The sequence below is a fragment of the Ruegeria sp. YTSA135 genome, assembly GCF_059610165.1.
On record NZ_JBXWNC010000009.1, the window covers coordinates 99,986 to 122,728 of the forward strand.

At 57.2% G+C, this 22,743-nt stretch carries 18 protein-coding genes; 13 read left to right on the forward strand and 5 right to left on the reverse strand.

The window, feature by feature from the left end; translation table 11 throughout:
* Nucleotides 1-2 precede the first annotated feature (2 nt).
* A complete protein-coding gene (locus tag AC2FIT_RS13570; protein WP_496830266.1) occupies nucleotides 3-2,243 on the forward strand; it encodes a xanthine dehydrogenase family protein molybdopterin-binding subunit in 2,241 nt (746 codons plus the stop codon).
* Nucleotides 2,244-2,328: 85 nt separating this feature from the next.
* On the opposite strand, the gene AC2FIT_RS13575 is transcribed toward AC2FIT_RS13570, so the two are convergent.
* The 3 genes from AC2FIT_RS13575 to AC2FIT_RS13585 form a co-directional block, all read right to left on the reverse strand.
* Nucleotides 2,329-3,105: a gamma-glutamyl-gamma-aminobutyrate hydrolase family protein gene (locus AC2FIT_RS13575; RefSeq protein WP_496830268.1), complete on the reverse strand. Its 777-nt coding sequence runs from the start codon at nucleotides 3,103-3,105 to the stop codon at nucleotides 2,329-2,331.
* Nucleotides 3,106-3,310: 205 nt separating this feature from the next.
* The gene (locus AC2FIT_RS13580; protein ID WP_496830270.1) at nucleotides 3,311-3,736 is read right to left on the reverse strand and encodes a GlcG/HbpS family heme-binding protein; all 426 of its coding nucleotides are present in this window, start codon (nucleotides 3,734-3,736) and stop codon (nucleotides 3,311-3,313) included.
* A gap of 24 nt (nucleotides 3,737-3,760) precedes the next feature.
* Nucleotides 3,761-5,893: a malate synthase G gene (locus AC2FIT_RS13585; protein ID WP_496830272.1), complete on the reverse strand. Its 2,133-nt coding sequence runs from the start codon at nucleotides 5,891-5,893 to the stop codon at nucleotides 3,761-3,763.
* A gap of 207 nt (nucleotides 5,894-6,100) precedes the next feature.
* On the opposite strand from AC2FIT_RS13585, the gene pepN reads away from it, so the two are divergent.
* The 5 genes from pepN to AC2FIT_RS13610 all read left to right on the forward strand — a co-directional run bounded on the left by pepN (nucleotide 6,101) and on the right by AC2FIT_RS13610 (nucleotide 12,603).
* Entirely contained in the window at nucleotides 6,101-8,653 is a 2,553-nt protein-coding gene (pepN, locus tag AC2FIT_RS13590) for an aminopeptidase N (protein ID WP_496830273.1), read from the forward strand.
* Nucleotides 8,650-9,078 carry a hypothetical protein gene (locus tag AC2FIT_RS13595; RefSeq protein ID WP_496830275.1) on the forward strand — a complete coding sequence of 143 codons (429 nt, stop codon included), beginning with the start codon at nucleotides 8,650-8,652 and terminating at the stop codon, nucleotides 9,076-9,078. Before pepN ends, AC2FIT_RS13595 begins: the two co-directional genes overlap by 4 nt.
* 131 nt (nucleotides 9,079-9,209) lie before the next feature.
* Entirely contained in the window at nucleotides 9,210-10,469 is a 1,260-nt protein-coding gene (locus AC2FIT_RS13600) for a hypothetical protein (RefSeq protein ID WP_496830277.1), read from the forward strand.
* Between the two features lie 70 nt (nucleotides 10,470-10,539).
* Nucleotides 10,540-12,051 (forward strand): Asp-tRNA(Asn)/Glu-tRNA(Gln) amidotransferase subunit GatB, encoded by a 1,512-nt coding sequence (gene gatB / locus AC2FIT_RS13605; protein ID WP_496830279.1) that lies wholly within the window; start codon nucleotides 10,540-10,542, stop codon nucleotides 12,049-12,051.
* Between the two features lie 141 nt (nucleotides 12,052-12,192).
* Nucleotides 12,193-12,603 (forward strand): DUF4177 domain-containing protein, encoded by a 411-nt coding sequence (locus tag AC2FIT_RS13610; RefSeq protein ID WP_496830281.1) that lies wholly within the window; start codon nucleotides 12,193-12,195, stop codon nucleotides 12,601-12,603.
* A 116-nt stretch (nucleotides 12,604-12,719) separates the two neighbouring features.
* Here AC2FIT_RS13610 and AC2FIT_RS13615 read toward each other — a convergent pair whose 3' ends face one another.
* Nucleotides 12,720-12,974 carry a BolA family protein gene (locus AC2FIT_RS13615; protein WP_068336346.1) on the reverse strand — a complete coding sequence of 85 codons (255 nt, stop codon included), beginning with the start codon at nucleotides 12,972-12,974 and terminating at the stop codon, nucleotides 12,720-12,722.
* 107 nt (nucleotides 12,975-13,081) lie between these two features.
* Between AC2FIT_RS13615 and AC2FIT_RS13620 the strand changes: the two genes are divergently transcribed.
* Nucleotides 13,082-13,702, forward strand: coding sequence for a J domain-containing protein (locus tag AC2FIT_RS13620; RefSeq protein ID WP_496830284.1), 621 nt, complete (start codon nucleotides 13,082-13,084; stop codon nucleotides 13,700-13,702).
* 5 nt (nucleotides 13,703-13,707) lie between these two features.
* On the opposite strand, the gene AC2FIT_RS13625 is transcribed toward AC2FIT_RS13620, so the two are convergent.
* Entirely contained in the window at nucleotides 13,708-14,613 is a 906-nt protein-coding gene (locus AC2FIT_RS13625; protein ID WP_496830285.1) for a Hint domain-containing protein, read from the reverse strand.
* Nucleotides 14,614-14,934: 321 nt separating this feature from the next.
* Here AC2FIT_RS13625 and cobS point away from each other — a divergent pair, with 321 nt between their 5' ends.
* From cobS to AC2FIT_RS13655, 6 genes are all read left to right on the forward strand, one after another.
* A complete protein-coding gene (gene cobS / locus AC2FIT_RS13630; RefSeq protein WP_496830287.1) occupies nucleotides 14,935-15,921 on the forward strand; it encodes a cobaltochelatase subunit CobS in 987 nt (328 codons plus the stop codon).
* A 6-nt stretch (nucleotides 15,922-15,927) separates the two neighbouring features.
* Nucleotides 15,928-17,415 carry a glycosyltransferase family 25 protein gene (locus AC2FIT_RS13635; RefSeq protein WP_496830289.1) on the forward strand — a complete coding sequence of 496 codons (1,488 nt, stop codon included), beginning with the start codon at nucleotides 15,928-15,930 and terminating at the stop codon, nucleotides 17,413-17,415.
* A 112-nt stretch (nucleotides 17,416-17,527) separates the two neighbouring features.
* The gene (locus AC2FIT_RS13640; protein WP_496830291.1) at nucleotides 17,528-18,250 is read left to right on the forward strand and encodes a sulfotransferase family 2 domain-containing protein; all 723 of its coding nucleotides are present in this window, start codon (nucleotides 17,528-17,530) and stop codon (nucleotides 18,248-18,250) included.
* 262 nt (nucleotides 18,251-18,512) lie between these two features.
* Nucleotides 18,513-20,390, forward strand: a complete 1,878-nt coding sequence (gene cobT, locus AC2FIT_RS13645; protein ID WP_496830293.1) for a cobaltochelatase subunit CobT — start codon at nucleotides 18,513-18,515, stop codon at nucleotides 20,388-20,390.
* 75 nt (nucleotides 20,391-20,465) lie between these two features.
* Nucleotides 20,466-22,247, forward strand: a complete 1,782-nt coding sequence (locus AC2FIT_RS13650; protein ID WP_496830295.1) for an aminopeptidase P family protein — start codon at nucleotides 20,466-20,468, stop codon at nucleotides 22,245-22,247.
* Between the two features lie 59 nt (nucleotides 22,248-22,306).
* Entirely contained in the window at nucleotides 22,307-22,648 is a 342-nt protein-coding gene (locus AC2FIT_RS13655; RefSeq protein WP_068335669.1) for a DUF427 domain-containing protein, read from the forward strand.
* Nucleotides 22,649-22,743 lie beyond the last annotated feature (95 nt).

Here is a 22,743-nt window from a genome sequence, read left to right on the forward strand (position 1 = left end):
CCATGGCATCTGTTGGTAAAATCCTTCGTCGCACCTTCCTAATCGGTTCGGCCGCGATTGTCGGTGGCGTAGCGTTCGGCGCCTATTACGTCAGCCGCCCCGCTGTGAATCCGTTGAAACCTGGCGAGGGCCAGGCTGCTCTGAACCCGTTTGTTTTGATCGACCAAAATGGCGTTACCCTCTTTGCCCCCCGCGCCGAAATGGGACAGGGTGTCCAGACGACATGGGCTGCGCTGATTGCCGAGGAACTGGATGTCGATCTTGATCAGATCACCGTTCTGCACGGCCCTGCGGCGGCGGCTTACTATAACTCGGCCCTGATAGGGGAAGGCCTGCCCAACAAGGGGTATGATATCTCCGATTTCCAGCACAATCTGGGCGAGGCGTTGGGTGTTCTTGGTAAAACGCTCAGCTTGCAGGTGACCGGTGGATCGACCTCAATGAAAGATGGGTTCGAGAGAATGCGTCAAGCTGGTGCTTCGGCGCGTGAGACGCTGAAGCGCGCTGCCGCCAACCGTCTCGGCGTTGATCCGACTGACCTGAAAACGGCCTCAGGCCATGTCATTGCACCCAGCGGCGAAAAGATCGCCTACACCGATCTGGCGGTGGATGCGGCTGCGCTTGAACCGGTTGATGCCCCCCTGCGGGATCCGTCAGAATGGCGCTATCTCGGCCAGACCCAACCGCGTTTGGACATGGTGGAAAAGGCAACCGGCACCGCAGAATTCGGAGTCGACGTTCGCTTGCCCGGTATGAAATTCGCAGCCGTTCGGATGAACCCCAAGCTGGGCGGCGCGATGAACGGCTATGACGACAGCGCTGCGAAATCCATGCCCGGAGTTGAGAAAGTGGTCGATCTGGGCACCGGGGTCGCTGTGATCGCCAACAACACATGGCTGGCCAATCAGGCGGTCGAAGCGATTGATGTCGACTGGGCAGACGCCCCCTACCCGCCAGACACCAAAGGCATCTTTGCAAAAATTTCCGAGGCGTTTGACGAAGCCCCGAACTCGACCATGCGGGATGACGGCGATGTCAGCGTCACACCCGACGGCGCGACCGAGATTACGGCTGAGTACCAGGTGCCTTATCTGGCCCACGCAACGATGGAGCCGATGAACGCAACAGCACTGTTTACCGGCGATGCGCTCGAACTGTGGTGCGGAAATCAGGCCCCGACCCTGATCAAGTTCCGCGTTGCAAACACGGCCAATCTGGACACAGAGGCGGTGCAAATTCATACCACTTACTTAGGTGGCGGTTTTGGTCGCCGGGGTGAGTTGGACTTTGGTGAAATTGCCACCAAGGTTGCCATGGCGATGCCCGGCACTCCGGTGCAGACAACCTGGAGCCGCGAAGAAGACATGCGCCATGACTATTTCCGCCCCGGTGCCATCGCCCGCATGCGGGGCGCAGTTCAGAACGGCAAAGCAGTGCTGATCGACGGCATGGTCGCGGCGCAATCCTGCACACAGCAGGCGGTGACGCGGTACACCGGCATGCCCGGCGCTGGCCCGGACAAGGTTCTGGTCGAAGGTTTTTTCAACCAGCCCTATGCGGTGCCGAACTACCGAATGAGCGGCCACATCGCCAAATTGGATGTTCCGGTGGGGTTCTGGCGTTCGGTAGGAAACAGCCATAACGGATTCTTCCACGAAACCTTTATGGATGAGATGGCCCACGCCGCTGGTCAGGACCCGCTTGAATTCCGGCTGGTGCTGATGAAGACCGAGCATGCCCCGTCGGCCGGATGTCTGGAAGCCGTGAAGGAAATGTCAGGTTGGACTGGTCAGACGCCGGATGGTGTGGGCCGGGGCGTTGCCTTCACCTACAGCTTCGGCACTCCGGTTGCTCAGGTCATCGAGGTGGTTGACGAGGACGGCACCATTCGCATCAGCAAGGCCTGGATCGCCTGTGACATGGGGCTGGCTTTGGACCCCGAGAACGTCAAGGCGCAGATGTTTGGCGGCATGATGTACGGGCTGTCAGCCGCGTGTTATGGCGAGATCACCTTTGCCGAAGGTGAAGTCGAGCAGTACAACTTCCCCGACTATGATGCGCTGCGCATGCATACTGCGCCGCAGGTCGAAGTGCGCGTCTTGGAAACCAACCGCCACATGGGTGGCGCGGGCGAACCCGGCACGCCTCCGTCGATGCCCGCGCTTGGAAATGCGCTGTTCGACCTCACCGGAGAGCGCGCCCGCAAACTGCCGCTGAATCAGCAGTTTAACCTGCTGGTCTGACACGTATCAGGCGTGGATGTCCCGCTTTCCGACGTGAAAAGCGGGACATCCACGTCGCTCTTCTGTGCGAAACAGACAGCAGGCTTCAAGCGATCCGGCGTAACGCGGCGCGCCCGCAGGTCGACCACGCTTGAACGGCTTGGCCAAACTTCTGAAACAGCGGTCGAGACACAGGATCGTTTATTGCATCCCATTCTGGGTGCCATTGTACCGACAGCGTAAAACCTGGGGCGTCTTGGATATACATCGCCTCGGGCGTACCATCCGGGGCATAGCCGTCAACAACCACCCGGTCGCCAACTGTTTTGATCCCCTGCCCGTGCAGCGTGTTCGTCATAACCTCGGTCGCCCCGAACAGTTGATGAAAAACTCCGTCCTCAGACAGGGTCACCACATGGCGCAGCGCAAACTTTTCTTCCAACGTGCCGTCAGGCGGCATGCGGTGGTTCATCCGGCCCGGCAAATCGCGAATTTCAGGATACAGCGTACCGCCCATGGCCACGTTGACCTCTTGAAAGCCGCGGCAGATGCCCATGAATGGTTGACCGCGTTCGACGCAGGCCCGGACCAGAGGCAACGTAATCGCATCCCGCGCCCGATCAAACTCTCCATGGGCGTCGGTGGCGTCCTCGCCGTATTCCTCAGGGTGCACATTCGGGCGCCCACCAGTCAGCAGAAACCCATCACATACCTCCAACAGTTCCTCGACTGAGACATAGCGTGGGTCGGACGGAATCAGCAGCGGCAGGCAGTTCGAAACATTCGCAACCGCGTCCGAGTTCATCGTTCCGCCCGCATGGGTCGGGTACTCATCATTCAAGATGTAGGAGTTACCGATGATACCGACGACCGGTCGAGACATGCCGCTTCCCTTGCTGTTTTCTTGTTCACGAGAACGCTATCCGCAGTGGATCGAACGTGCAACAAAACACGCCCTGTATGACAGCGCAAGGCTGTGTTCAGTGATGCACAGTGTGATCCAGAAACCTCAGGCACACGGGAGAGTTGCCCACGCCGGGGCCCGAGCCTTAAACTGGCAAGGCTCTGCCCCGGCGCGGTGATCTTTTTCAGATTTCTCCGGTCAAACCAGCGGCCTCGATCCCTGCCATGCCTGCAACGGCGTCATTGTCAGACGTGTCGCCCGTGACACCAACTGCGCCGATAACAGCCCCTTTGCGATCCCGCAGAAGGATGCCGCCCGGAACCGGCACGACCTGCCCACCATAAACACCGTTTACCGCTGCCATAAAATAGGCCTGTGCCTCGGCCCGCTGCATTTGCGCGGTGCCCGCCATACCCAACATGACCGAGCCATAGGCCTTGCCATGAGCGATCGGAAACCGGCCCGGTGCGGCGCCATCTTCGCGTTCAAATGCGATGACGTGCCCACCCGCATCCAGTACAACAACTGAAAGGGGTTTCAGGTCCATCTCACGACCCTTTTCAAGGGTTTTTCGGATGATCGTGCGGGCTTTGCGCAAAGAAACTGCCATTTTCTGTCCTATCGTGTTTTCGGTTTAAAGGCTGGCTTTCAACTCAAGACGGCGGGCATGCAGGACTGGTTCAGTATAGCCCGAAGGCTGTATCCGCCCTTTGAACACCAGATCGCAGGCAGCCTGAAAAGCCACGCCATCAAATCCCGGGGCCATTGGGCGATACTCGGGGTCGCCTTCGTTCTGGCGATCCACCACGGCGGCCATTTTCTGCATCGCGGCTATCACCTGCTCTTTGCTGACAACGTCGTGATTCAGCCAGTTGGCCAGCGCTTGAGAGGATATACGGCAGGTTGCGCGGTCTTCCATCAGGCCAATATCGTTGATGTCTGGTACTTTCGAACACCCGACGCCTTGGTCGATCCAGCGCACCACGTACCCCAGAATACCCTGAGCGTTGTTCTCAATCTCGCGCGTGATTTCATCATCGCTCAGATTGCGGCCGCTCAGTAATGGTATCGTCAACAAATCCTCAAGCGAGGCACGCGCGCCACCAGCTGCCAGTTCGTCCTGACGGGCCAAAACATCCACACTGTGATAATGTGTTGCGTGCAGCGTTGCGGCGGTTGGCGACGGCACCCATGCGCAGGTGGCACCGGACTTCGGGTGGCCGATTTTGGCCTCAAGCATATCTTGCATCCGGTCGGGCATGGCCCACATGCCCTTGCCGATCTGCGCCTTGCCTTTCAGGCCGCAAGCCAACCCGATATCGACGTTGCGATCCTCGTAGGACGCGATCCATGGTGTGTTTTTCATATCCCCCTTGGGCAGCATCGGACCTGCCTCCATCGAGGTATGGATCTCGTCCCCTGTCCGGTCGAGGAAACCTGTGTTGATAAAAGCCACGCGCGACTTTGCAGCACGGATGCATTCCTTAAGGTTAACCGAGGTGCGGCGCTCTTCGTCCATGATGCCCAGCTTCACGGTGTTACGCGGCAGGCCAAGGATGTCTTCGACCATATCGGAAATCTCGACCGAGTACGCAACTTCTTCCGGGCCATGCATCTTGGGTTTAACCACATAAACCGATCCCATGACCGAGTTGCCGCCTTCGCGAGCCAAATCGTGCATGGCGATCAACGTGGTGCACAGCGCATCCATCAGGCCTTCACCGATCTCATTGCCCTCGGCGTCCAGAACGGCAGGGTTGGTCATAAGGTGCCCCACGTTCCGCACCAGCATCAATGAGCGACCTTTCAGCTTGGCCTGACCCCCACCGGCGGTGGTGTACTCCAGATCATCCGCCAACTTGCGGGTAAATGTGGTGCCGCCTTTGGTGACTTGTTCGGTCAGGTCACCCTTCATCAGGCCCAGCCAGTTACCATATGCAACCACCTTATCCTCGGCGTCGACACAGGCGACTGAGTCTTCGCAATCCATAATCGTAGACAAGGCCGATTCCAGCACGACATCCGCGATACCCGCCGGATCAGAGGCACCAATAGTACTGGAGGCATCAATAACGATCTTGATGTGCAACCCATTGTTTTTCAGCAGAATGAACTCCGGGTTTTTCGCAGCGCCACCATACCCAACGAAACGTGAGGCATCCGCAAGAGCCGGCACCAGCGCACCGTTTTCAACCCGCAACTCAGCCGCATCCGCCCAAGACCCGTTTGCCAAAGGCGCAGCGTCGTCCAGAAACCCCTTGGCCCAAGCGATCACCCTTGCGCCGCGGGCCGTGTCGTACCCGCTGCCGGTCGGCAGGTCACCCATCGCGTCGGTGCCGTAGAGGGCGTCATACAAGCTGCCCCAACGCGCATTGGCTGCGTTTAACGCGAAACGCGCGTTAGTGATTGGCACTACCAATTGCGGTCCGGGTGTTTGCGCAATCTCGGGATCAACATCGGTGGTTTCAATCTGGAAATCGGCGCCTTCTTCAACCAGATAGCCGATTTCGCGCAAGAATGCCTGATACGCGGCGGCGTCGTGCCCCTGCCCTTTCCGCTCCAGATGCCACGCGTCCAACTGCCCTTGGATTTCTTCCCGCTTTGCCAGCAGCGCGCGGTTTTTCGGACCCAGCTCAGCCACCAGGCGGGACAGACCGCCCCAAAAGGTTTCGGCGGTGACACCCGTGCCCGGCAGAGCCCGATCTTCGATGAATTCGGCCAGAACGGTATCAACTTGCAGTCCGCTGCGCGTTTGTCTGCTGCTCATGGGGTCCCTCTCTCGTGTGTACGCCACTGTATTCCGGTTGCATTTAGAACGATTGTTTCCGATAGGCAACGCGCACAGGGGCCACTGCGGTAAAACACACTTACCAAAACTTCGGAATACACAGGCACGGTTGCGGATTGCACCGCTTGCAGCCCACCGCCGCAGGCCATAACGTCGCGCCAAACATGAACCGATGCGAGGCCCCCGATGCGTGACGCAGCCCCTACCACGATCTACCTGAAAGATTACACGCCCTTTGGCTATCTAGTGGACAGCGTGCATCTGACCTTTGATTTGGCCGATCACGCCACACGCGTCACGTCGCGCATTGCCTTCAGCCCCAATCCGGACGCCACAGATCGAACGTTTTTCCTGCATGGCGAGGATTTAACCCTAATCCGCGCCGCCATCGACGGGGCCGAGATCACACCCGATGTCACCGAGACTGGCCTGACCGCCGACGTTCCAAACGCCCCATTCATCTGGGAAGCGATTGTAGAGATCGACCCGGGCAACAACACCGCCCTTGAGGGGCTCTATATGTCGAACGGCATGTATTGCACGCAGTGCGAGGCCGAAGGGTTCCGCAAGATCACCTTTTACCCCGACCGGCCAGACGTGATGTCCACCTTCACCGTGCGCATAAATGGCGATTTGCCGGTGCTGCTGTCGAACGGCAACCCCTCGGGCAAAGGCAAGGGCTGGGCGGAGTGGACCGATCCCTGGCCTAAACCCGCCTATCTGTTTGCGTTGGTGGCTGGCAACCTAATCGCGCATCCCGGCCAGTTCACCACGATGTCGGGCCGCGATGTTGCATTGAACCTCTGGGTTCGCCCAGGCGATGAAGAGAAATGCGCCTTTGGTATGGAGGCACTGAAAAAGTCAATGAAATGGGACGAAGACGTCTATGGCCGGGAATACGATCTGGATGTGTTCAACATCGTGGCCGTCGACGATTTCAACATGGGCGCGATGGAGAACAAGGGGCTGAACATCTTTAACTCCTCGGCTGTTCTGGCCAGCCCGGAAACTTCGACCGATGATAACTTCGAACGCATTGAAGCGATCATCGCGCATGAGTATTTCCACAATTGGACAGGCAACCGCATCACCTGCCGCGACTGGTTCCAACTTTGTTTAAAAGAGGGTCTGACCGTCTTCCGTGATGCGCAGTTCACCTCTGACATGCGCTCGGCCCCGGTGAAACGCATACATGACGCCATAGACCTGCGCGCGCGGCAATTCCCCGAAGACAACGGGCCATTGTCGCACCCTGTCCGACCCGAGAGCTTTCAGGAAATCAATAACTTCTACACGGCCACAGTTTATGAAAAAGGGGCCGAGGTGATTGGGATGCTGAAGCGGTTGGTCGGGGATGAGGCGTACAAACAGGCGCTAGTCCTTTATTTCGACCGCCACGACGGGCAGGCCTGCACCATCGAGGATTGGCTGAAAGTGTTCGAGGACACGACAGGCCGCGATCTGACCCAGTTCAAACGCTGGTACAGTCAGTCAGGGACACCGCGCGTTACCGTGTCCGAAGATTGGGCGGACGGCATTTATACTCTGACCCTGAAACAACGAACCGAACCGACGCCCGGTCAGTCAGAGAAGCTGCCGCAAGTGATCCCGGTCGCCGTTGGCTTGCTGAGCCCGAACGGGGATGAAGTGCGCCCAACCGAGGTGCTGGAACTGACAGAGACCGAACAGAGCTTTGAATTCACCGGTCTGGCCGCCAAACCCGTTGCCTCGATCCTGCGGGATTTCTCGGCTCCGGTAATTCTCGAACATGACCATACGGATGCGGAACGCGCCTTTCTGTTGGCCCATGACACTGACCCGTTCAACCGCTGGCAGGCCGGGCGCTCACTCGCGCAAGACACCTTACTGCGCATGATCAGAAACGATGCCGCGCCGGGGGCGGACTATCTGGATGGTATGCTAACCGTGTTGCGGGACAGAGATCTGGACCCCGCCTATCGCGCCTTGATGCTGGGCCTACCAACGCAATCAGAATTGGCAGCCGCCCTGTTCGAAAGCGGTGAAACCCCTGATCCGATGGCGATTTGGACAGCAGTCGAAACCCTGCGGCAAGCAACCGCGCACCATGTCCAGGACCTGCTGCCGAGACTGCTTAGCGAAACGCAGATTGACGCTCCGTTCAGCCCAGACGCCGAACAGGCTGGCAAACGCGCGCTTGGCGGTGCGGTTATGTACCTGACTTCGCGGCTTGATGGCGGTGCCAAAGCAGCCGAAGAATACGCAGTCGCTGACAACATGACCCGCCAGTTGACTGCTCTGTCCTGTCTCTTGCGGGCAGGCGCGGGCCAGGCGGAACTGACAAGATTCTACAATCAGTGGCAACATGACCGGCTGGTGGTTGACAAGTGGTTTGCATTGCAAGTGTCTACAACCACACCCGAAACAACCGTTGACGTCACACGCGCGCTAACAGAGCACGCTGATTTCCATTGGAAAAACCCGAACCGATTCCGCGCGGTCATCAGTGCGCTCGCGATGAACCATGCCGGGTTTCACCGCCCTGACGGGGCCGGTTATGAGCTGCTTGCGGATTGGTTGATCCGTCTGGATCCGGTTAACCCACAAACAACGGCCCGAATGTGCTCGGCTTTCCAGACATGGAAACGCTACGACGCTGAGCGACAGGACCTCATGCAAGCGCAGCTGGCCCGTATCGCCGAAACACCAAACCTGTCGCGCGATACCACGGAAATGGTGTCCCGTATCCTTGGCGCATGAGCCCGTACAGTTTCACGCGCAACAACCGGACGCGACGCGGCGTCCTGACTCTGATCGGCATCTATGCGGGGCTGTTGGCGCTGGTGATCGTGTTTGACGCAGCATGGTGGCTTGTTGTGTTGCTCAGCCTGACCACCTTGCCTGCCCTTTGGGACATCATACAGGACACTCAAGCAGGGCTGACGTTGGATGTCGACCGGATTCGCTGGTTCTCTGGCAACCGCGAGGGCGAGGTCGCTTTGTCCGAAATCGATCACGTTCGGTTAGACACACGCTGGGACTTTTCGGTGCGCAGCGCACTGGTTCTGACGTCAGACAAACGGATTCGCCTGCCGGATGAGGCTATGCCGCCGCATAAGGAGCTTGAGGCCGTCTTGCAGAAAGCCGGGTTGCGGGTTGAACGGCATCATTTTCGCGTTTTCTGAAACAATCAAACTGATTAATGATGCTTAGTTTCGGGTTTATACCCAATAAAGTGCCGTAAGCTTGAATTTGAGCCAACCTTCGGTCAGAATTTCTAACAAGCGTGTAAGTTGTTTTGATTTTGAGTTTTACCATGTTTCGGTTTTTCAGGGCGCGTCAGGCCCAATCCTCTCCTTCTTCCAAAGGCTCCATGCAGAGCCTGCCCAACGTGAATGGCGGCGTGAATTCGACGCTCCCGGGTAGAGGGCAATTGAACATCCCATTGGCCGACGTCAAAGCCGAAGACTTGGCAGGCCGCGATGCGATTGGGCGTGGTCGCACGCTGGCCAGACAGGATCGTTGGGCCGAACTGTCTCGTCAAATGCGCGCGGCAGACAAGAACCGTGCCGCCGCACCGGATGGCACGCCAATCGCGGATCTGCTTGGCTTTGGCGCTCGGTCCGATGTGGTTCTCGGGGTCGAACACGCCCTTTCGGATGGAAATGCACTGCGTGAGTACGATTTGCTTGGCGGGATTTCCGAGCTTGAAGACGAAATGCGCGCGCACCCGGATGATGCGATGATTGCGCTTGTGGTCGCGCTGACGCATATCGACCTGGCTTGGGCGTGGCGCGGAACGGCAACGGACGCAACCCTTCCGCCACTGCACCGTTCCCGCTGTGCGGCCCATTTCGACCGGGCCGCAGCGTTATTGCCGAGATGTCGCGCGGCTTTGCCAGACAGCCCGATCGTCGCCGCCGCAGGCTGCGCACTTTTGGCTGGCCAACGCAAAGCCAGCCTTCGTGTTGCTGATGAATATGAGCGGCTGATCTCGCTAGACCCCAACAATCAGCGCCACATGCGCGCGATGGGCACCCAGCTGCTGCCCCAGTGGTTTGGCAGCTACGCAGAGCTTGAGGTTCAAGCCCTGCGCAACGCAGCCCGGACCCACGACATCTGGGGCGCTGGCGGTTACACATGGGTGCAATTCGACGCCATCACCTTGGATGAAGAGGCCTGTGCCCGGCTGGATGTTGAGTACTTTCTGGAAGGTCTCTATGACATTCTGCACCATCGGCCGGATCAGCAAACAGTCAACATGCTATCCGCCTATTGCGCCATTACGATACAGAACGGCCTGAGGCAGAATGAAAAAGCCGAGACTGTGCGTGCGCAAATTCACGAGGCCGCACACGGGCTGATCCGCGACCACATGACCGAGCTGCACCCAATGATCTGGGCGCATGCGGCGAACGGGTTCAACAACTCGGTCCGTATACACTCGGCCGAGCGGTTCGCGGCCCGCGGTCAGCGCGATGCACTGCGCGCGATTGGCGACCTGTTCCGCGAGGAGTTGCTCAGCGGCATGGATGTAACCTTCACCCCGTCGGGGTTGCGCCTGTCCCAGCACTGATTCCCCCTTGCCCCTAGCCCGCGCCGGGCCTAATACGCAGGCTTAGACTTCTGCGGAAATGAGGCGCGCAATGCTCGATCTGACATACGAAATGCCCAAACCCAAGACCATCGCCGGGGCCAAGCACGATTGGGAACTGGTGATCGGGATGGAGGTGCACGCTCAGGTCTCATCCAATGCCAAGCTGTTCTCGGGCGCGTCGACGAAATTCGGGGCCGAGCCGAATGCAAACGTGGCCTTTGTGGATGCGGCGATGCCGGGGATGCTGCCGGTGATCAACGAATATTGTGTGGAACAGGCGGTGCGCACCGGGTTGGGCCTGAAGGCGGATATCAACCTGAAATCGGCTTTCGACCGCAAGAACTACTTCTATCCGGACCTGCCACAGGGCTATCAAATTTCTCAGTTGTACCACCCCATCGTGGGCGAAGGTGAAGTGCTGGTCGAGATGGGCGATGGCACGGCACGCATGGTCCGCATCGAACGCATCCACATGGAGCAGGACGCGGGCAAATCGATCCACGACATGGATCCACATATGTCTTTTGTCGACCTGAACCGCACAGGCGTCTGCCTGATGGAGATCGTCTCGCGTCCCGACATCCGTGGGCCAGAAGAGGCCGCCGCATACATCGCAAAGCTGCGCCAGATCATGCGTTACTTGGGCACCTGCGACGGCAACATGCAGAACGGTAACCTGCGCGCGGACGTAAACGTTTCGATCTGTTTGCCGGGTGCGTATGAGAAGTATCAGGAAACGCAGGATTTCTCGCATCTGGGAACGCGTTGTGAGATCAAGAACATGAACTCGATGCGCTTTATCCAGCAGGCGATTGAGGTCGAAGCCCGCCGTCAGATCGCTATCGTCGAAGGTGGTGGACAGGTCGAGCAGGAAACCCGCCTGTACGACCCGGACAAAGGTGAAACACGATCCATGCGGTCCAAGGAAGAGGCGCATGATTATCGTTACTTCCCTGATCCCGACCTGCTGCCGCTGGAGATCGAGCAGGCATGGGTGGACGATATCGCCGCCAAACTGCCGGAACTGCCAGACGACAAAAAGGCAAGGTTCATCAGCGAATTTAGCCTGACTGACTATGACGCATCCGTCCTGACTGCCGAGGTAGAGTCAGCCGCGTATTTTGAAGAGGTTGCCAAGGGCCGCAATGGCAAACTGGCGGCGAACTGGGTCATCAACGAACTGTTTGGTCGCCTGAAGAAAGAAGATCACGACATCACCGACTCGCCGGTCTCTCCGGCGCAACTGGGTGCAATCATCGATCTGATTTCCTCGGACGCGATCTCGGGCAAAATCGCCAAGGACCTGTTCGAGATCGTCTATACCGAAGGCGGTGACCCGGCGAAGATCGTTGAAGACCGCGGTATGAAGCAGGTCACCGACACGGGTGCAATCGAGGCCGCGCTGGATGAGATTATCGCCGCTAACCCCGCGCAGGTCGAAAAGGCGAAGGTGAACCCGAAGCTTGCAGGTTGGTTCGTGGGTCAGGTCATGAAAGCAACTGGCGGCAAGGCCAACCCCAAGGCGGTGAACGAGCTGGTCGGCAAGAAACTAGGTTCGTAACCTTCTAAGGGCACCCAATACAGGCGGCGGGTTTCGCAAAATCCTGCCGCTTTTGATTTTCCGGGTGTTTTCGCGCAATGCTGACTTTCGCCAAATCAACCGCATGTTAAGTTGCCACAAACCGGCAATCAGGAAGAACCGATGCAGCGCTATGAGTACAAGGTCGTTCCCGCCCCGCAAAAAGGCACGAAAGCAAAAGGTGTAAAGACCGCCGAGGGCCGGTTTGCCGCAACGATTGAGCAAGTGTTGAACCAATTGGGTCAAGACGGCTGGGAATATCAACGCGCAGAGCTTTTACCAAGCGAAGAGAGGGCTGGCTTGACCGGATCTACCGTGAATTGGCGCAATGTGCTTGTCTTCCGCCGCACGATCGAGGCGGTCGAGGTCGCAGCCCCTGTCCCGGAAGAAACCCCCGACGAAACTCCGGTTGCGCAGCCCGTTCCAGGACCAGAAATCGTCACAGCGCCGGAACCAATTTCCGAAGAGGTAAAAGACCCTCCGTTGACGCTCAAGGACGCAAAGATCGAATTCCGCCACTCAGACAAATCTTAGGGTTTGGCGTCGCGGCGGCCCATCCCGTATCAAAACCAGGTGCTTGCCGGTATGATCGCAGCACTTTGCGTCTCCAAGCTCTGGGCTGAACTGAAGTAAAGCGCCTAAGGCGCGCATTAGGTTCCGATATCCAGCGCCAGCGCATGTATCCGCGGCACGATGTCACCTAACGCCTTGTGCACCGCCCGATGGCTGGCGACACGGGATTGGCCTTCGAATGCACTGGCGCGAATAAACACGTTGAAGTGACTTTCCCCGCCTTCCTGATAGCCTGCATGCCCTCGGTGGCTTTCGCTATCATCGACAACCTTCAGCTCTCTCGGGTGAAATGCGGCATCAAGACGTTCATAGATTTCGTCGGTCACGGTCATTTTTTCGCTCGGCAGCAAATTAATTGCCGCCCCCCTCTTCTACTTTTGGCTGCTTAGACTAAACTGCTGCCTCCGAGTCGAGAAGATGCGTTCTTAAGGATCACAGCATGACGAAATCAGACCCTTTCGGATTCGATATGTCCGTCTCCAACGCCAAAAAGAAAAACCCGCGCGGGCGTCGGGGCATGTCGGGCGCGTCTGAAACTTCGGTTCGGATCTGTGACCATCCTGGGTGCCAGGAGCCTGGTAAATATCGCGCGCCCAAGGCGCCAGACGTGTTGGATGATTTCTACTGGTTTTGCCAGCAACACGTACGCGAATATAACCAAAAGTGGAATTTCTTCGACGGCACGACCGAGGCTGAACTGAACGCGCAGCGGTCAAAAGACAAGGTCTGGGAACGTGAAACCAAGCCGATGGGCGACCCCGAAGCGCGCGCATGGGCGCGTCTGGGCATCGAGGACCCGCATCAGGTGCTGGGCGAGAATGCCACCAAGAACCCGGGCCGCGCCGCCACGGGCCGCCGCCTGCCCCCGACCGAACGTCGGGCGATCGAGATTCTCGAAGCCAAGGACAGCTGGACCAAGGCCGAAGTGCGCAAAGCCTACAAAAAGCTGATCAAGGTGCTGCACCCGGACATGAACGGCGGCGACCGGTCACAGGAAGAGCAGTTGCAAGAGGTCGTCTGGGCCTGGGACCAGATTAAGGACAGTCGGAATTTCAAGTAGTTGATTTACGACGTCAGCGTAGCGCGCAGCGCCTCGGCTTCGGAGCGTTTCAGGCAGGGCACGCGCGTTTGCATCCAAATGGATTCAGGGCTGCGTAGTTCGGGAAAAAGCGCACAAAGTTCCTCGGCATCTTCTCGACCGAAAGACAACAGCGCCATATCACCCAGAAACAAGCTTTCGGAAGGTAGCCCATTCGACATCAATATTGCGTGACGACTGCACGCAATATGGTAGTAAGTCACCGCCTCATTGGACCAGACTTGGCGAATTGTCTTGTCGTTGACCAGATGAATCGCAGCGACGAAGACTTTCGGCTCGCCGAACAGCAGTTCTGCGCGCCAGCCTTCCAGAACTATTCTGTGTTGCGGCGAAACGTATAAATCGCGGTCAGGCACCCCCGCGCCAATCGCTCCTTTTTGGATGCAAACCGGGTGCAATCGCGGGTTTCGCTTCAACATTTCCACGCTCAAGGTCTTTTCACCAATCCACTCAATGGGCAGCAGTTCACCACTGGAAACACGGACCTTGTCGCCAACGGATAATTCCTCGACGGCGCGATAGCCTTTTTCAGTTTCTATCAAAGTCCCCTTCACGAAACACGGCACCGTCCCTGCAGGAAGGTCGACAGCTACGATGAGGGAGTCGTTATTGCCGTTACCAGGGCCTGTTGATGCGAATATTTCAACAGTAAGCTGTGTGTTTGGAGGAATGACGGCACCTGGGGTTAGTTCGACGCTCAAAACACCGCTTTGCGAAATCGAAACAGAATAGTCGGAAGGGGCCAAGCCCCCAGTTCCTGAAACAACGACACTCCATGAAGCTCCTGCTTTGCTCGCCGTGTACAACTGCATAACAGAGGTCGATCCACTGGGGATCGCAATTGAAGAAGGACCTTGAATTGTTAACGCCATTCGCGCCTCTACCGCTTAACATCAAACCGGGAGCAGTCTTTGTATCAGAATATTTTGAATATAACTTCGTAAATCCAGATATTTCAATATTAACACTTCTTAGAAATCCGCAGACATGAATACCGCATCCGAAAATCGGCGCTGTCGCAGGCTTTGGTGATCAACTGCGAACATTGGCCCGCGTGCCGATAAAGCCAGTTTCAAAGAAAGGCTGACCGACGTTATAGCGGACGCGGCTTTCCCTTGCCCTCGCCTGCAATATGTTGCACCACACACGGGTTCAGGCCCGACAAGACGGGTCGAAGGATAAGGACTACGCACATGGCTGACGGATCGATTGACATCAACGCAAAACCAACCGAAGAAATCTCGGTCCGTGACGTATTCGGCATTGATACCGACATGGCGATCAAAGGGTTTGCCGAGGCAAGCGATCGCGTCCCCGCCATAGACCACACCTACAAGTTCGACCCTGAAACCACGCTGGCGATTCTGGCCGGCTTTGCCCATAACCGCCGGGTGATGATTCAGGGCTATCACGGCACTGGCAAGTCCACCCACATCGAACAGGTCGCTGCCCGTCTGAACTGGCCAGCCGTGCGTGTGAACCTGGACAGCCATATCAGCCGGATCGACCTGATCGGCAAGGACGCGATCAAGCTGCGGGACGGTAAACAGGTGACCGAGTTCCACGAGGGCATCCTGCCTTGGGCGCTGCGCAATCCGGTTGCCATCGTGTTCGACGAGTATGACGCAGGCCGCGCTGACGTGATGTTCGTGATCCAACGCGTGCTAGAGCACGACGGCAAGCTGACCCTGCTGGACCAGAATGAGATCATTACGCCGAACCCGAATTTCCGCCTGTTCGCGACGGCGAACACCGTGGGTTTGGGCGACACGACTGGCCTCTATCACGGTACGCAGCAGATCAACCAGGCGCAGATGGACCGTTGGTCGCTGGTGTCAACGCTGAACTACCTCAGCCACGATGCCGAGACGATGATCGTGCTGTCCAAGGCCCCGCATTACAACACCGAAAAGGGCCGCAAAACCGTCAGCCAGATGGTGACCGTTGCCGACCTGACCCGGACTGCTTTTATGAACGGCGATCTTTCAACGGTGATGAGCCCGCGGACCGTGATCAACTGGGCCCAGAATGCCGAGATCTTCCGCAATGTCGGCTACGCATTCCGCCTGTCTTTCCTGAACAAGTGTGACGAGCTGGAGCGCCAGACCGTCGCCGAGTTCTACCAACGCTGTTTTGACGAGGAACTGCCCGAGAGTGCAGCGAGCGCGAGCTTGGGTTGAATCCTCATGAAGTCAAAATTGCTGGCTAGAAACTCTAGCAAACTAGGTCCTTTTGAGGGAATAGTTGATAAGATTATTGTGCTCAGTTTACCTGACGCAGACGAACGCCGTGGGCGCCTGCCCAAGCATTTGGCCGAATTTGGAATATCCGATTTCGAATGGCACGACGCGTTCAAGCCAGAACACCCCAAGGTTCAGGTCTTGTTCGAACAAGGTTTGGTAGCAACTTTTCCGCCTTGCTTTCGCTGTGGGAAGGATCGATGCAACTGTGAAAATAACGTCTTGATCTCCTCGCAGGTGGCAAACTTTGCCAGCTATTTGGACATCTGGCAAAAAGTCAGCCGTTCCAAGCGGCGCACGTTGATTCTAGAGGATGATGTGCTTCTGCACCCATGGACAAGCCGGATTACAAAACGGCTCAATAGAAAGATCAAAGCCAACCGCATCACATTCGACCCTAAAATCCCGATGTTGTTGAGAATGGGGTGGGCTAAGTCATACGACCATAAGCCGAGAAGGCGGGTTCGTGTTACAAGAGACGTGCGGATGTCAAATCCCTGTCATGCAATGACACCTGCATTTGCCCAGTTGTTGCTAGATCGTTTCACAAGAGTAGAAACAACTTCTGACATATTCGTACATAAGAAGGTCGCCGATAGCAAAACCTCAAAGACGATTTTCCCTCCGATAGCGTCCGATTTATCTTGGTCAGAAGGCTCAGTGGATTCGCATATTCACCCCAAAGAAAACCGGTTGGACTTTCTCGCTAAACATGCTGCGTCGGAGGAGCAAGCCGCGCACGAACAAAAACTCAGGCGCCATGTAAAACGCATTTTCTTTCGGCCGCTTCTGTGTGTCGGACATCCACGAACAGGTACAGGTTTTGTCGCCGAATTGTGTAAAAAGTCCGGCTTGGATGTCGGGCATGAAGCCGGCGGCGCAGATGGCATTAGCTCTTGGATGTTCGCTGTTGACGCCGAAGAAAACCCGTGGGCAATGGACCCCGTTGCACGGACGCGTCGAGCATTGCACTGGGAGATCATGATACAAACCGTACGTGACCCGAAAACGGCAATCCCCTCGATCATGCGCGAGAACAAGCACGCACCGGTATCGTATGATTTTCGACGCGATCATATCAAAGCTGAAACCGGGATCGATCTTGATGATTTCGAAACCGAGACCGAACGCGCCATTGTTTCACTATGTCTTTGGGCGCGAATAATTCGAAGCCAAAACCCAGATTTTGTATTCCGCATCGAGCATGATAGCGAAAGGTTCATCGACTTCCTTTTGGGAAAAGGCTTTGATGTCAGTAAGAACGAAATCAACCTGAAACCTGTTAACGCCGAAAAACTGTACAAAGGCGTGCACTACGAAAAACCAAATTTAGCAGAAACGGATTGGGGTAACATCAGCCCTACTGTAAAAGACCTTCTGCAGAAATATTGCGAGCTATACGGTTACAAGGTGCCGGTCATAGCAAAAAACTGAAATCTGGTGTAAACTCCACCGTTTCCACCAGAAAGGTGCTATTTGTGGAATTATTATTGGATAAGTACAGAACTGTGATACAATGCAGCGTTCTCTTCGTTAGGGACGAGACGTGCATTTCCCCAAGCAACACTGCGTTTTCATTCACATACCGAAGACCGGAGGAAACTTCTTTACCCGCTGTTTTCTTCGGTTTTCTGATGACGCGATGGTAACCAGCGGCCATCAGGATGGCGCCGACCGGTTTGAGCTGAGCGGTGACACGACAAAATCCAAGCACCAGACGCTGGCTGAATACAAAGATCTGATTGGTCCGGGTTTTGCCGATTACACGGTATATGCCTTTGCCCGTCCTCCGGTCGAGCGGATGATGTCGCTGTATTATTCGCCCCACCGCTGGATGCGTAAGAAGGACGGCGGCGGCTTTGACCTCGACGCGCGAAACGAACCCATTGATCTGGCGGAATTCAAGGCGCTCGTATCGTCAAACAAATCCATTTCAGATTTGCTGGACGCCGGGAATATCTCGGGCAGGTTAGAAGTAAACAAATCCGCCCAACACACGTCAGGCGCGCGTGTATCCCTGCTGGATTTCTCAGACCTGCGGGGCGGGCTCGAAAAATTCGGTCGTGACAACGGATTTGACCTGACCGAAATGCCTGCGCAAAAAGTGAATTCAAGCGCAGTCAACGACCCCATGGCGCTAAACGCTGGGCAGATGGATCGGCTGAGGCAAATTGTTTTGAACTCGCACCATGGCAAGGATCAAGAATTCTTTGCATTCACTGACTCAGCAGGCTTTCTGAGCAGGCTTACAAGGCGGTTCAAGCGTTAGGTTTTAGCCTTTTCTGCGTTTCCGCACACGTTGGACCTTTGCTGTGCCGATGCAGGGTTTCGTAGGTTTTAGCGGTTGCAAGCTCCCCCTGAACAAGAGCTTTAATGCACGAACACAGAGAGGGCGGATACAGCAACGCACCTGTCCAGTTTCCAAATGCTTTCAACCCGATGTTGGTTAGATGGGAAAACAGGGTTCGCCCTATGGCCAAGACACCCGTTTGGCACTAGGTTGCCGGAACAGAACAAGACCGGACTGCCCCATGAGCAAACCCAACGACAACCCCGCCGATCCGTTCAAGAAGGCCTTGGCCGAAGCCACCAAAGTTATGGCCGACGATCCCGAGTTGAACGTCACCTATACGGTAGACCCTTCTGGTATGTCCGGCGAGTCGATGCGTTTGCCACAAGTGAGCCGCCGGATGACGCGCGAAGAGGTTCTGCTGGCACGCGGTACGGCGGATGCGTTGGCCCTGCATCGAAAGTACCACGATGACGCGACCCATACGCGCTATGCCCCCCCGGGGGATATGGCCCGCGATCTGTATGAAGCCATGGAAGTCGCGCGGTGCGAGGCGATGGGCGCGCGCGACATGCCCGGCACGGCGTCCAACATCGACGTCAAGATCGGGCATGAGGCGCTGCGGCGTGGATATGACCAATGCAAGCAACCTGCGGACGCACCATTGGCAGTGGCCGCCGGCTATCTGATCCGCCATCTGGCCACGGGGCGCGATCTGCCTCCGGCGGCTGAGAACATCATGAATCTGTGGCGCGGATTCATCGAGGAACAGGCTGGCGGGACCCTCGAAAACCTTGATGAAATCCTGTCGGACCAGGCAGAGTTCGCCAAATTCGCCCGCCAGATGATCAAGGATCTTGGCTATGGCGATCAACTGGGTGACGACCCGGATGAGTTGGACGAAGAACAAGAGGATCAGGCCGAGGAAAACACCGACGAACAGCCTGACCCGGACAGCACTGGCCAGGACGATCAGGACGAACAAGAAGCCGACGCCACCCCCGAACAGACTCAGGAAGAGCAACAGGATCAATCCCAAGCTCAGGTCTCGATGGATGAGATGTCCGAAGATGAGCTGAGCGATGAGGCCGAGATGCCAGAGGGGGAAGCCCCACTGGAACCTCCTGCCCCTCAGCCAGCGTCCGAAGCTGATCCGGATTACAAAGTCTATCTGAACACGCATGACGAAGAGATCGCGGCTGAGGATCTGGCGGAACCCGCCGAGTTAGAGCGCCTGCGCGCCTATCTGGACCAGCAGCTTGAACCGCTGAAGGGGGCTGTCAGCCGGCTTGCCAACAAGTTGCAGCGCCGCCTGCAAGCTCAGCAGAACCGAAGCTGGGAGTTCGACCGCGAAGAAGGCATTCTGGACGCTGGCCGTTTGGCACGTGTGGTGGCAAACCCGACCACACCGCTTAGCTTCAAGGTCGAAAAGGACACCGAGTTCCGCGATACCGTGGTGACGCTTCTGCTGGACAACTCGGGGTCTATGCGCGGGCGTCCGATCTCAATCGCTGCGATCTGCGCGGATGTTCTGGCGCGGACGCTAGAGCGGTGCAACGTGAAGGTCGAGATTTTGGGCTTTACCACGCGTGCATGGAAAGGCGGTCAGGCGCGTGAGGCGTGGCTGAACGATGGCCGCCCGCAACAGCCAGGCCGTCTGAACGATCTGCGCCACATCATATACAAGGGTGCGGATGCCCCATGGCGGCGGGCGCGGCCAAATCTGGGCCTGATGATGAAAGAGGGCTTGCTAAAGGAAAACATCGACGGTGAGGCGCTGGAATGGGCGCACCGCCGGATGTTGGCACGGCGCGAGCAACGCAAGATCCTGATGGTGATTTCGGATGGTGCGCCGGTTGACGATTCAACACTCAGCGTCAATCCCGCCAATTACCTGGAAAAACACCTGCGCGACGTGATCGCAATGGTGGAAAAGCGAAAGATGGTGGAACTTCTGGCTATTGGAATCGGCCATGACGTCACCCGTTATTACGACCGCGCGGTGACAATAACAGACGTGGAACAGTTGGCCGGTGCGATGACCGAACAATTGGCTGCCCTGTTTGACAGCGACCCACGCGCACGCGCGCGGGTTATGGGGATGAAAAAAGCCAGCTAAAACTGGCCTTGCCGCCAATGTGCGGAATTTCCAAAAAAGAAGAACGGGTAAAACCCGGTATGGGAGAGGTATGTGATGTTTCAATCCTTTGAGGTAACGGCGCGCCCGGAACAGGGGCCGCCCCGACTGGCGGCTTTGCGCGGTGAGATGGCAAAAGAAGGGTTGGACGGTTTCCTGATCCCCCGCGCGGACGCGCATCAGGGCGAATATGTTGCCCCTCGGGATCAGCGGTTGGCTTGGTTGACGGGATTTACCGGCTCGGCCGGGTTCTGCGCGGTCTTGACGGATGTGGCCGGTGTATTTGTCGATGGCCGCTATCGCACTCAGGTCAAGGCGCAGGTCGCCAAGGAATTCACACCCGTAGCATGGCCCGAAATCAGCCTCAGCGCGTGGTTGAAAGATCAACTGCCCGATGGCGGCAAGGTCGGCTTTGACCCTTGGCTGCATGCCGCTGGCCAGATCGCCAGCACGCAAAAAGAGCTGGCCGGCAGCAGTATCGAACTTGTCCGCTGTGACAATCTGGTGGACCGCGTGTGGGATGATCAGCCAGAGCCACCAATGAATCCGATCAAGGCGCATCCGATCGAGTTTGCCGGCGAAACGGCGGACAGCAAGATCACGCGTCTGGCCAAAACCCTGCAAGAGTCAGGCAGTGCAGCCGCCGTGATCACCTTGCCCGACTCCATCATGTGGCTGCTGAACATTCGCGGTTCCGATATCGGATACAACCCGGTGGCGCATGGGTTCGCGATATTGCACGCCGATGGTCGGGTTGATCTTTTTATGGCTTCGAAGAAGTTGGTGGTGCCACTGGCGGATCAGGTCACATCGCATGAGCCCGATGGATTTCTGGACGCTGTCGCGGCGCTGAAGGGCAAGGTGCAGGTCGATCTGGGAACGCTCCCGCAGGCCGTGGCGGACGTGTTAAACGATCAGATGGTCGATGGCGGCGACCCCTGCGCCCTGCCCAAGGCCTGCAAGAACGATGCAGAAATCGAAGGCAGCGCCGAGGCACATTTGCGGGATGCAGTTGCAGTGATCGAGACGCTGTGTTGGCTGGACGCACAGGCACCGGGTACCCTGACCGAAACGCAGGTGGTCACCCGGCTTGAAGAGAACAGGCGCAGGGATAATGCGCTTCAGGATATCTCTTTCGACACAATCGCGGGCACGGGTCCGAACGGCGCGATCATGCATTACCGCGTGACCGAAGAAACCGACAGCCGTCTGGAAGATGGCCACCTTCTGGTTCTGGACAGCGGTGGGCAATATCTGGACGGCACGACCGATATCACCCGCACCATTGCTATCGGTACGGTTGGGGATGAGGAAAAAGCGTGTTTTACCCGTGTTTTGAAGGGCATGATTAACCTGTCCATGCTGCGCTGGCCGAGTGGGCTTGCCGGGCGTGATATTGAAGGGATTGCGCGGGAACCGCTCTGGGCCGCAGGGCAAGATTTCAACCACGGCGTCGGGCACGGTGTCGGTGCTTATCTCAGCGTTCACGAAGGCCCGCAACGCCTGTCCAAGGTCAGCCATGTGCCCCTGAAACCGGGCATGATCCTATCCAATGAACCCGGCTATTACCGCGAGGGGTCTTTCGGGATTCGCATCGAGAATCTTGTGGTCGTACACGACGCCGCACCCCTTCCAGGCGGGGACGACGACCGTGCCATGCTGAACTGGCGTACGCTGACTTACGTGCCAATCGATCGGCGGCTGATCGTGGTTGAAATGCTGACGTCTGCGGAGCGCGCGTGGCTGAACGCGTATCATCGCGATGTTGCAGAAAAGATCGGGCCAAGGCTGAGCGATGACGCGCGGCGGTGGTTGGATGCCGCAACTGCGCCGATCTGACACCGGGCTGTTACATAAACCGGGCAAAGGAGAAGCCCGAAAAAAACGAGGGAAGAGAAATGGTTGAGATCACGATTCACAAGGCACCAGGCAAATGGTGCGTCCGTTCCGGTGGGGCCGTATTGGGTGAAAGCACGAATGCACTGGAATTGACCGAGGGAGACCTGCCTTCGGTGATCTACTTCCCGCGCGCGGACATTGCGATGGCGTTTCTGGACATGACTGACAAGACCACGCATTGCCCACACAAGGGCGACGCCACGCATTTCTCGATCGTCAACAAATCCTCGGTTACTGAAAATGCCGCCTGGAGCTATGAAGACCCGATCCCAGCTATGGCGGAACTCAAAGGCTATGTCGCGTTTTACCCGAGTGATACCGTCAAGGTCGAGCAGATTTAGGTAAGGGTTGCCGCGCAGGTACGAACGCGTTTCTGAGTGTCTTGGTCTTTGATTGATGTCTGCCCTACTGCTATATCCCTTCGGCAGGTGCATCA

What these genes read in the sequence shown, in the direction of transcription:
- AC2FIT_RS13595 (WP_496830275.1), top strand. Translation starts at nt 8,650, where the DNA reads ATGAGCCCGTACAGTTTCACGCGCAACAACCGGACGCGACGCGGCGTC.
- cobT (WP_496830293.1), top strand. Translation starts at nt 18,513, where the DNA reads ATGAGCAAACCCAACGACAACCCCGCCGATCCGTTCAAGAAGGCCTTG.
- AC2FIT_RS13620 (WP_496830284.1), top strand. Translation starts at nt 13,082, where the DNA reads ATGACGAAATCAGACCCTTTCGGATTCGATATGTCCGTCTCCAACGCC.
- gatB (WP_496830279.1), top strand. Translation starts at nt 10,540, where the DNA reads ATGCTCGATCTGACATACGAAATGCCCAAACCCAAGACCATCGCCGGG.
- pepN (WP_496830273.1), top strand. Translation starts at nt 6,101, where the DNA reads ATGCGTGACGCAGCCCCTACCACGATCTACCTGAAAGATTACACGCCC.
- AC2FIT_RS13580 (WP_496830270.1), bottom strand. Translation starts at nt 3,736, where the DNA reads ATGGCAGTTTCTTTGCGCAAAGCCCGCACGATCATCCGAAAAACCCTT.
- AC2FIT_RS13610 (WP_496830281.1), top strand. Translation starts at nt 12,193, where the DNA reads ATGCAGCGCTATGAGTACAAGGTCGTTCCCGCCCCGCAAAAAGGCACG.
- AC2FIT_RS13650 (WP_496830295.1), top strand. Translation starts at nt 20,466, where the DNA reads ATGTTTCAATCCTTTGAGGTAACGGCGCGCCCGGAACAGGGGCCGCCC.
- AC2FIT_RS13575 (WP_496830268.1), bottom strand. Translation starts at nt 3,105, where the DNA reads ATGTCTCGACCGGTCGTCGGTATCATCGGTAACTCCTACATCTTGAAT.
- AC2FIT_RS13615 (WP_068336346.1), bottom strand. Translation starts at nt 12,974, where the DNA reads ATGACCGTGACCGACGAAATCTATGAACGTCTTGATGCCGCATTTCAC.
- AC2FIT_RS13600 (WP_496830277.1), top strand. Translation starts at nt 9,210, where the DNA reads ATGTTTCGGTTTTTCAGGGCGCGTCAGGCCCAATCCTCTCCTTCTTCC.
- AC2FIT_RS13585 (WP_496830272.1), bottom strand. Translation starts at nt 5,893, where the DNA reads ATGAGCAGCAGACAAACGCGCAGCGGACTGCAAGTTGATACCGTTCTG.
- AC2FIT_RS13655 (WP_068335669.1), top strand. Translation starts at nt 22,307, where the DNA reads ATGGTTGAGATCACGATTCACAAGGCACCAGGCAAATGGTGCGTCCGT.
- AC2FIT_RS13635 (WP_496830289.1), top strand. Translation starts at nt 15,928, where the DNA reads ATGAAGTCAAAATTGCTGGCTAGAAACTCTAGCAAACTAGGTCCTTTT.
- AC2FIT_RS13570 (WP_496830266.1), top strand. Translation starts at nt 3, where the DNA reads ATGGCATCTGTTGGTAAAATCCTTCGTCGCACCTTCCTAATCGGTTCG.
- cobS (WP_496830287.1), top strand. Translation starts at nt 14,935, where the DNA reads ATGGCTGACGGATCGATTGACATCAACGCAAAACCAACCGAAGAAATC.
- AC2FIT_RS13625 (WP_496830285.1), bottom strand. Translation starts at nt 14,613, where the DNA reads ATGGCGTTAACAATTCAAGGTCCTTCTTCAATTGCGATCCCCAGTGGA.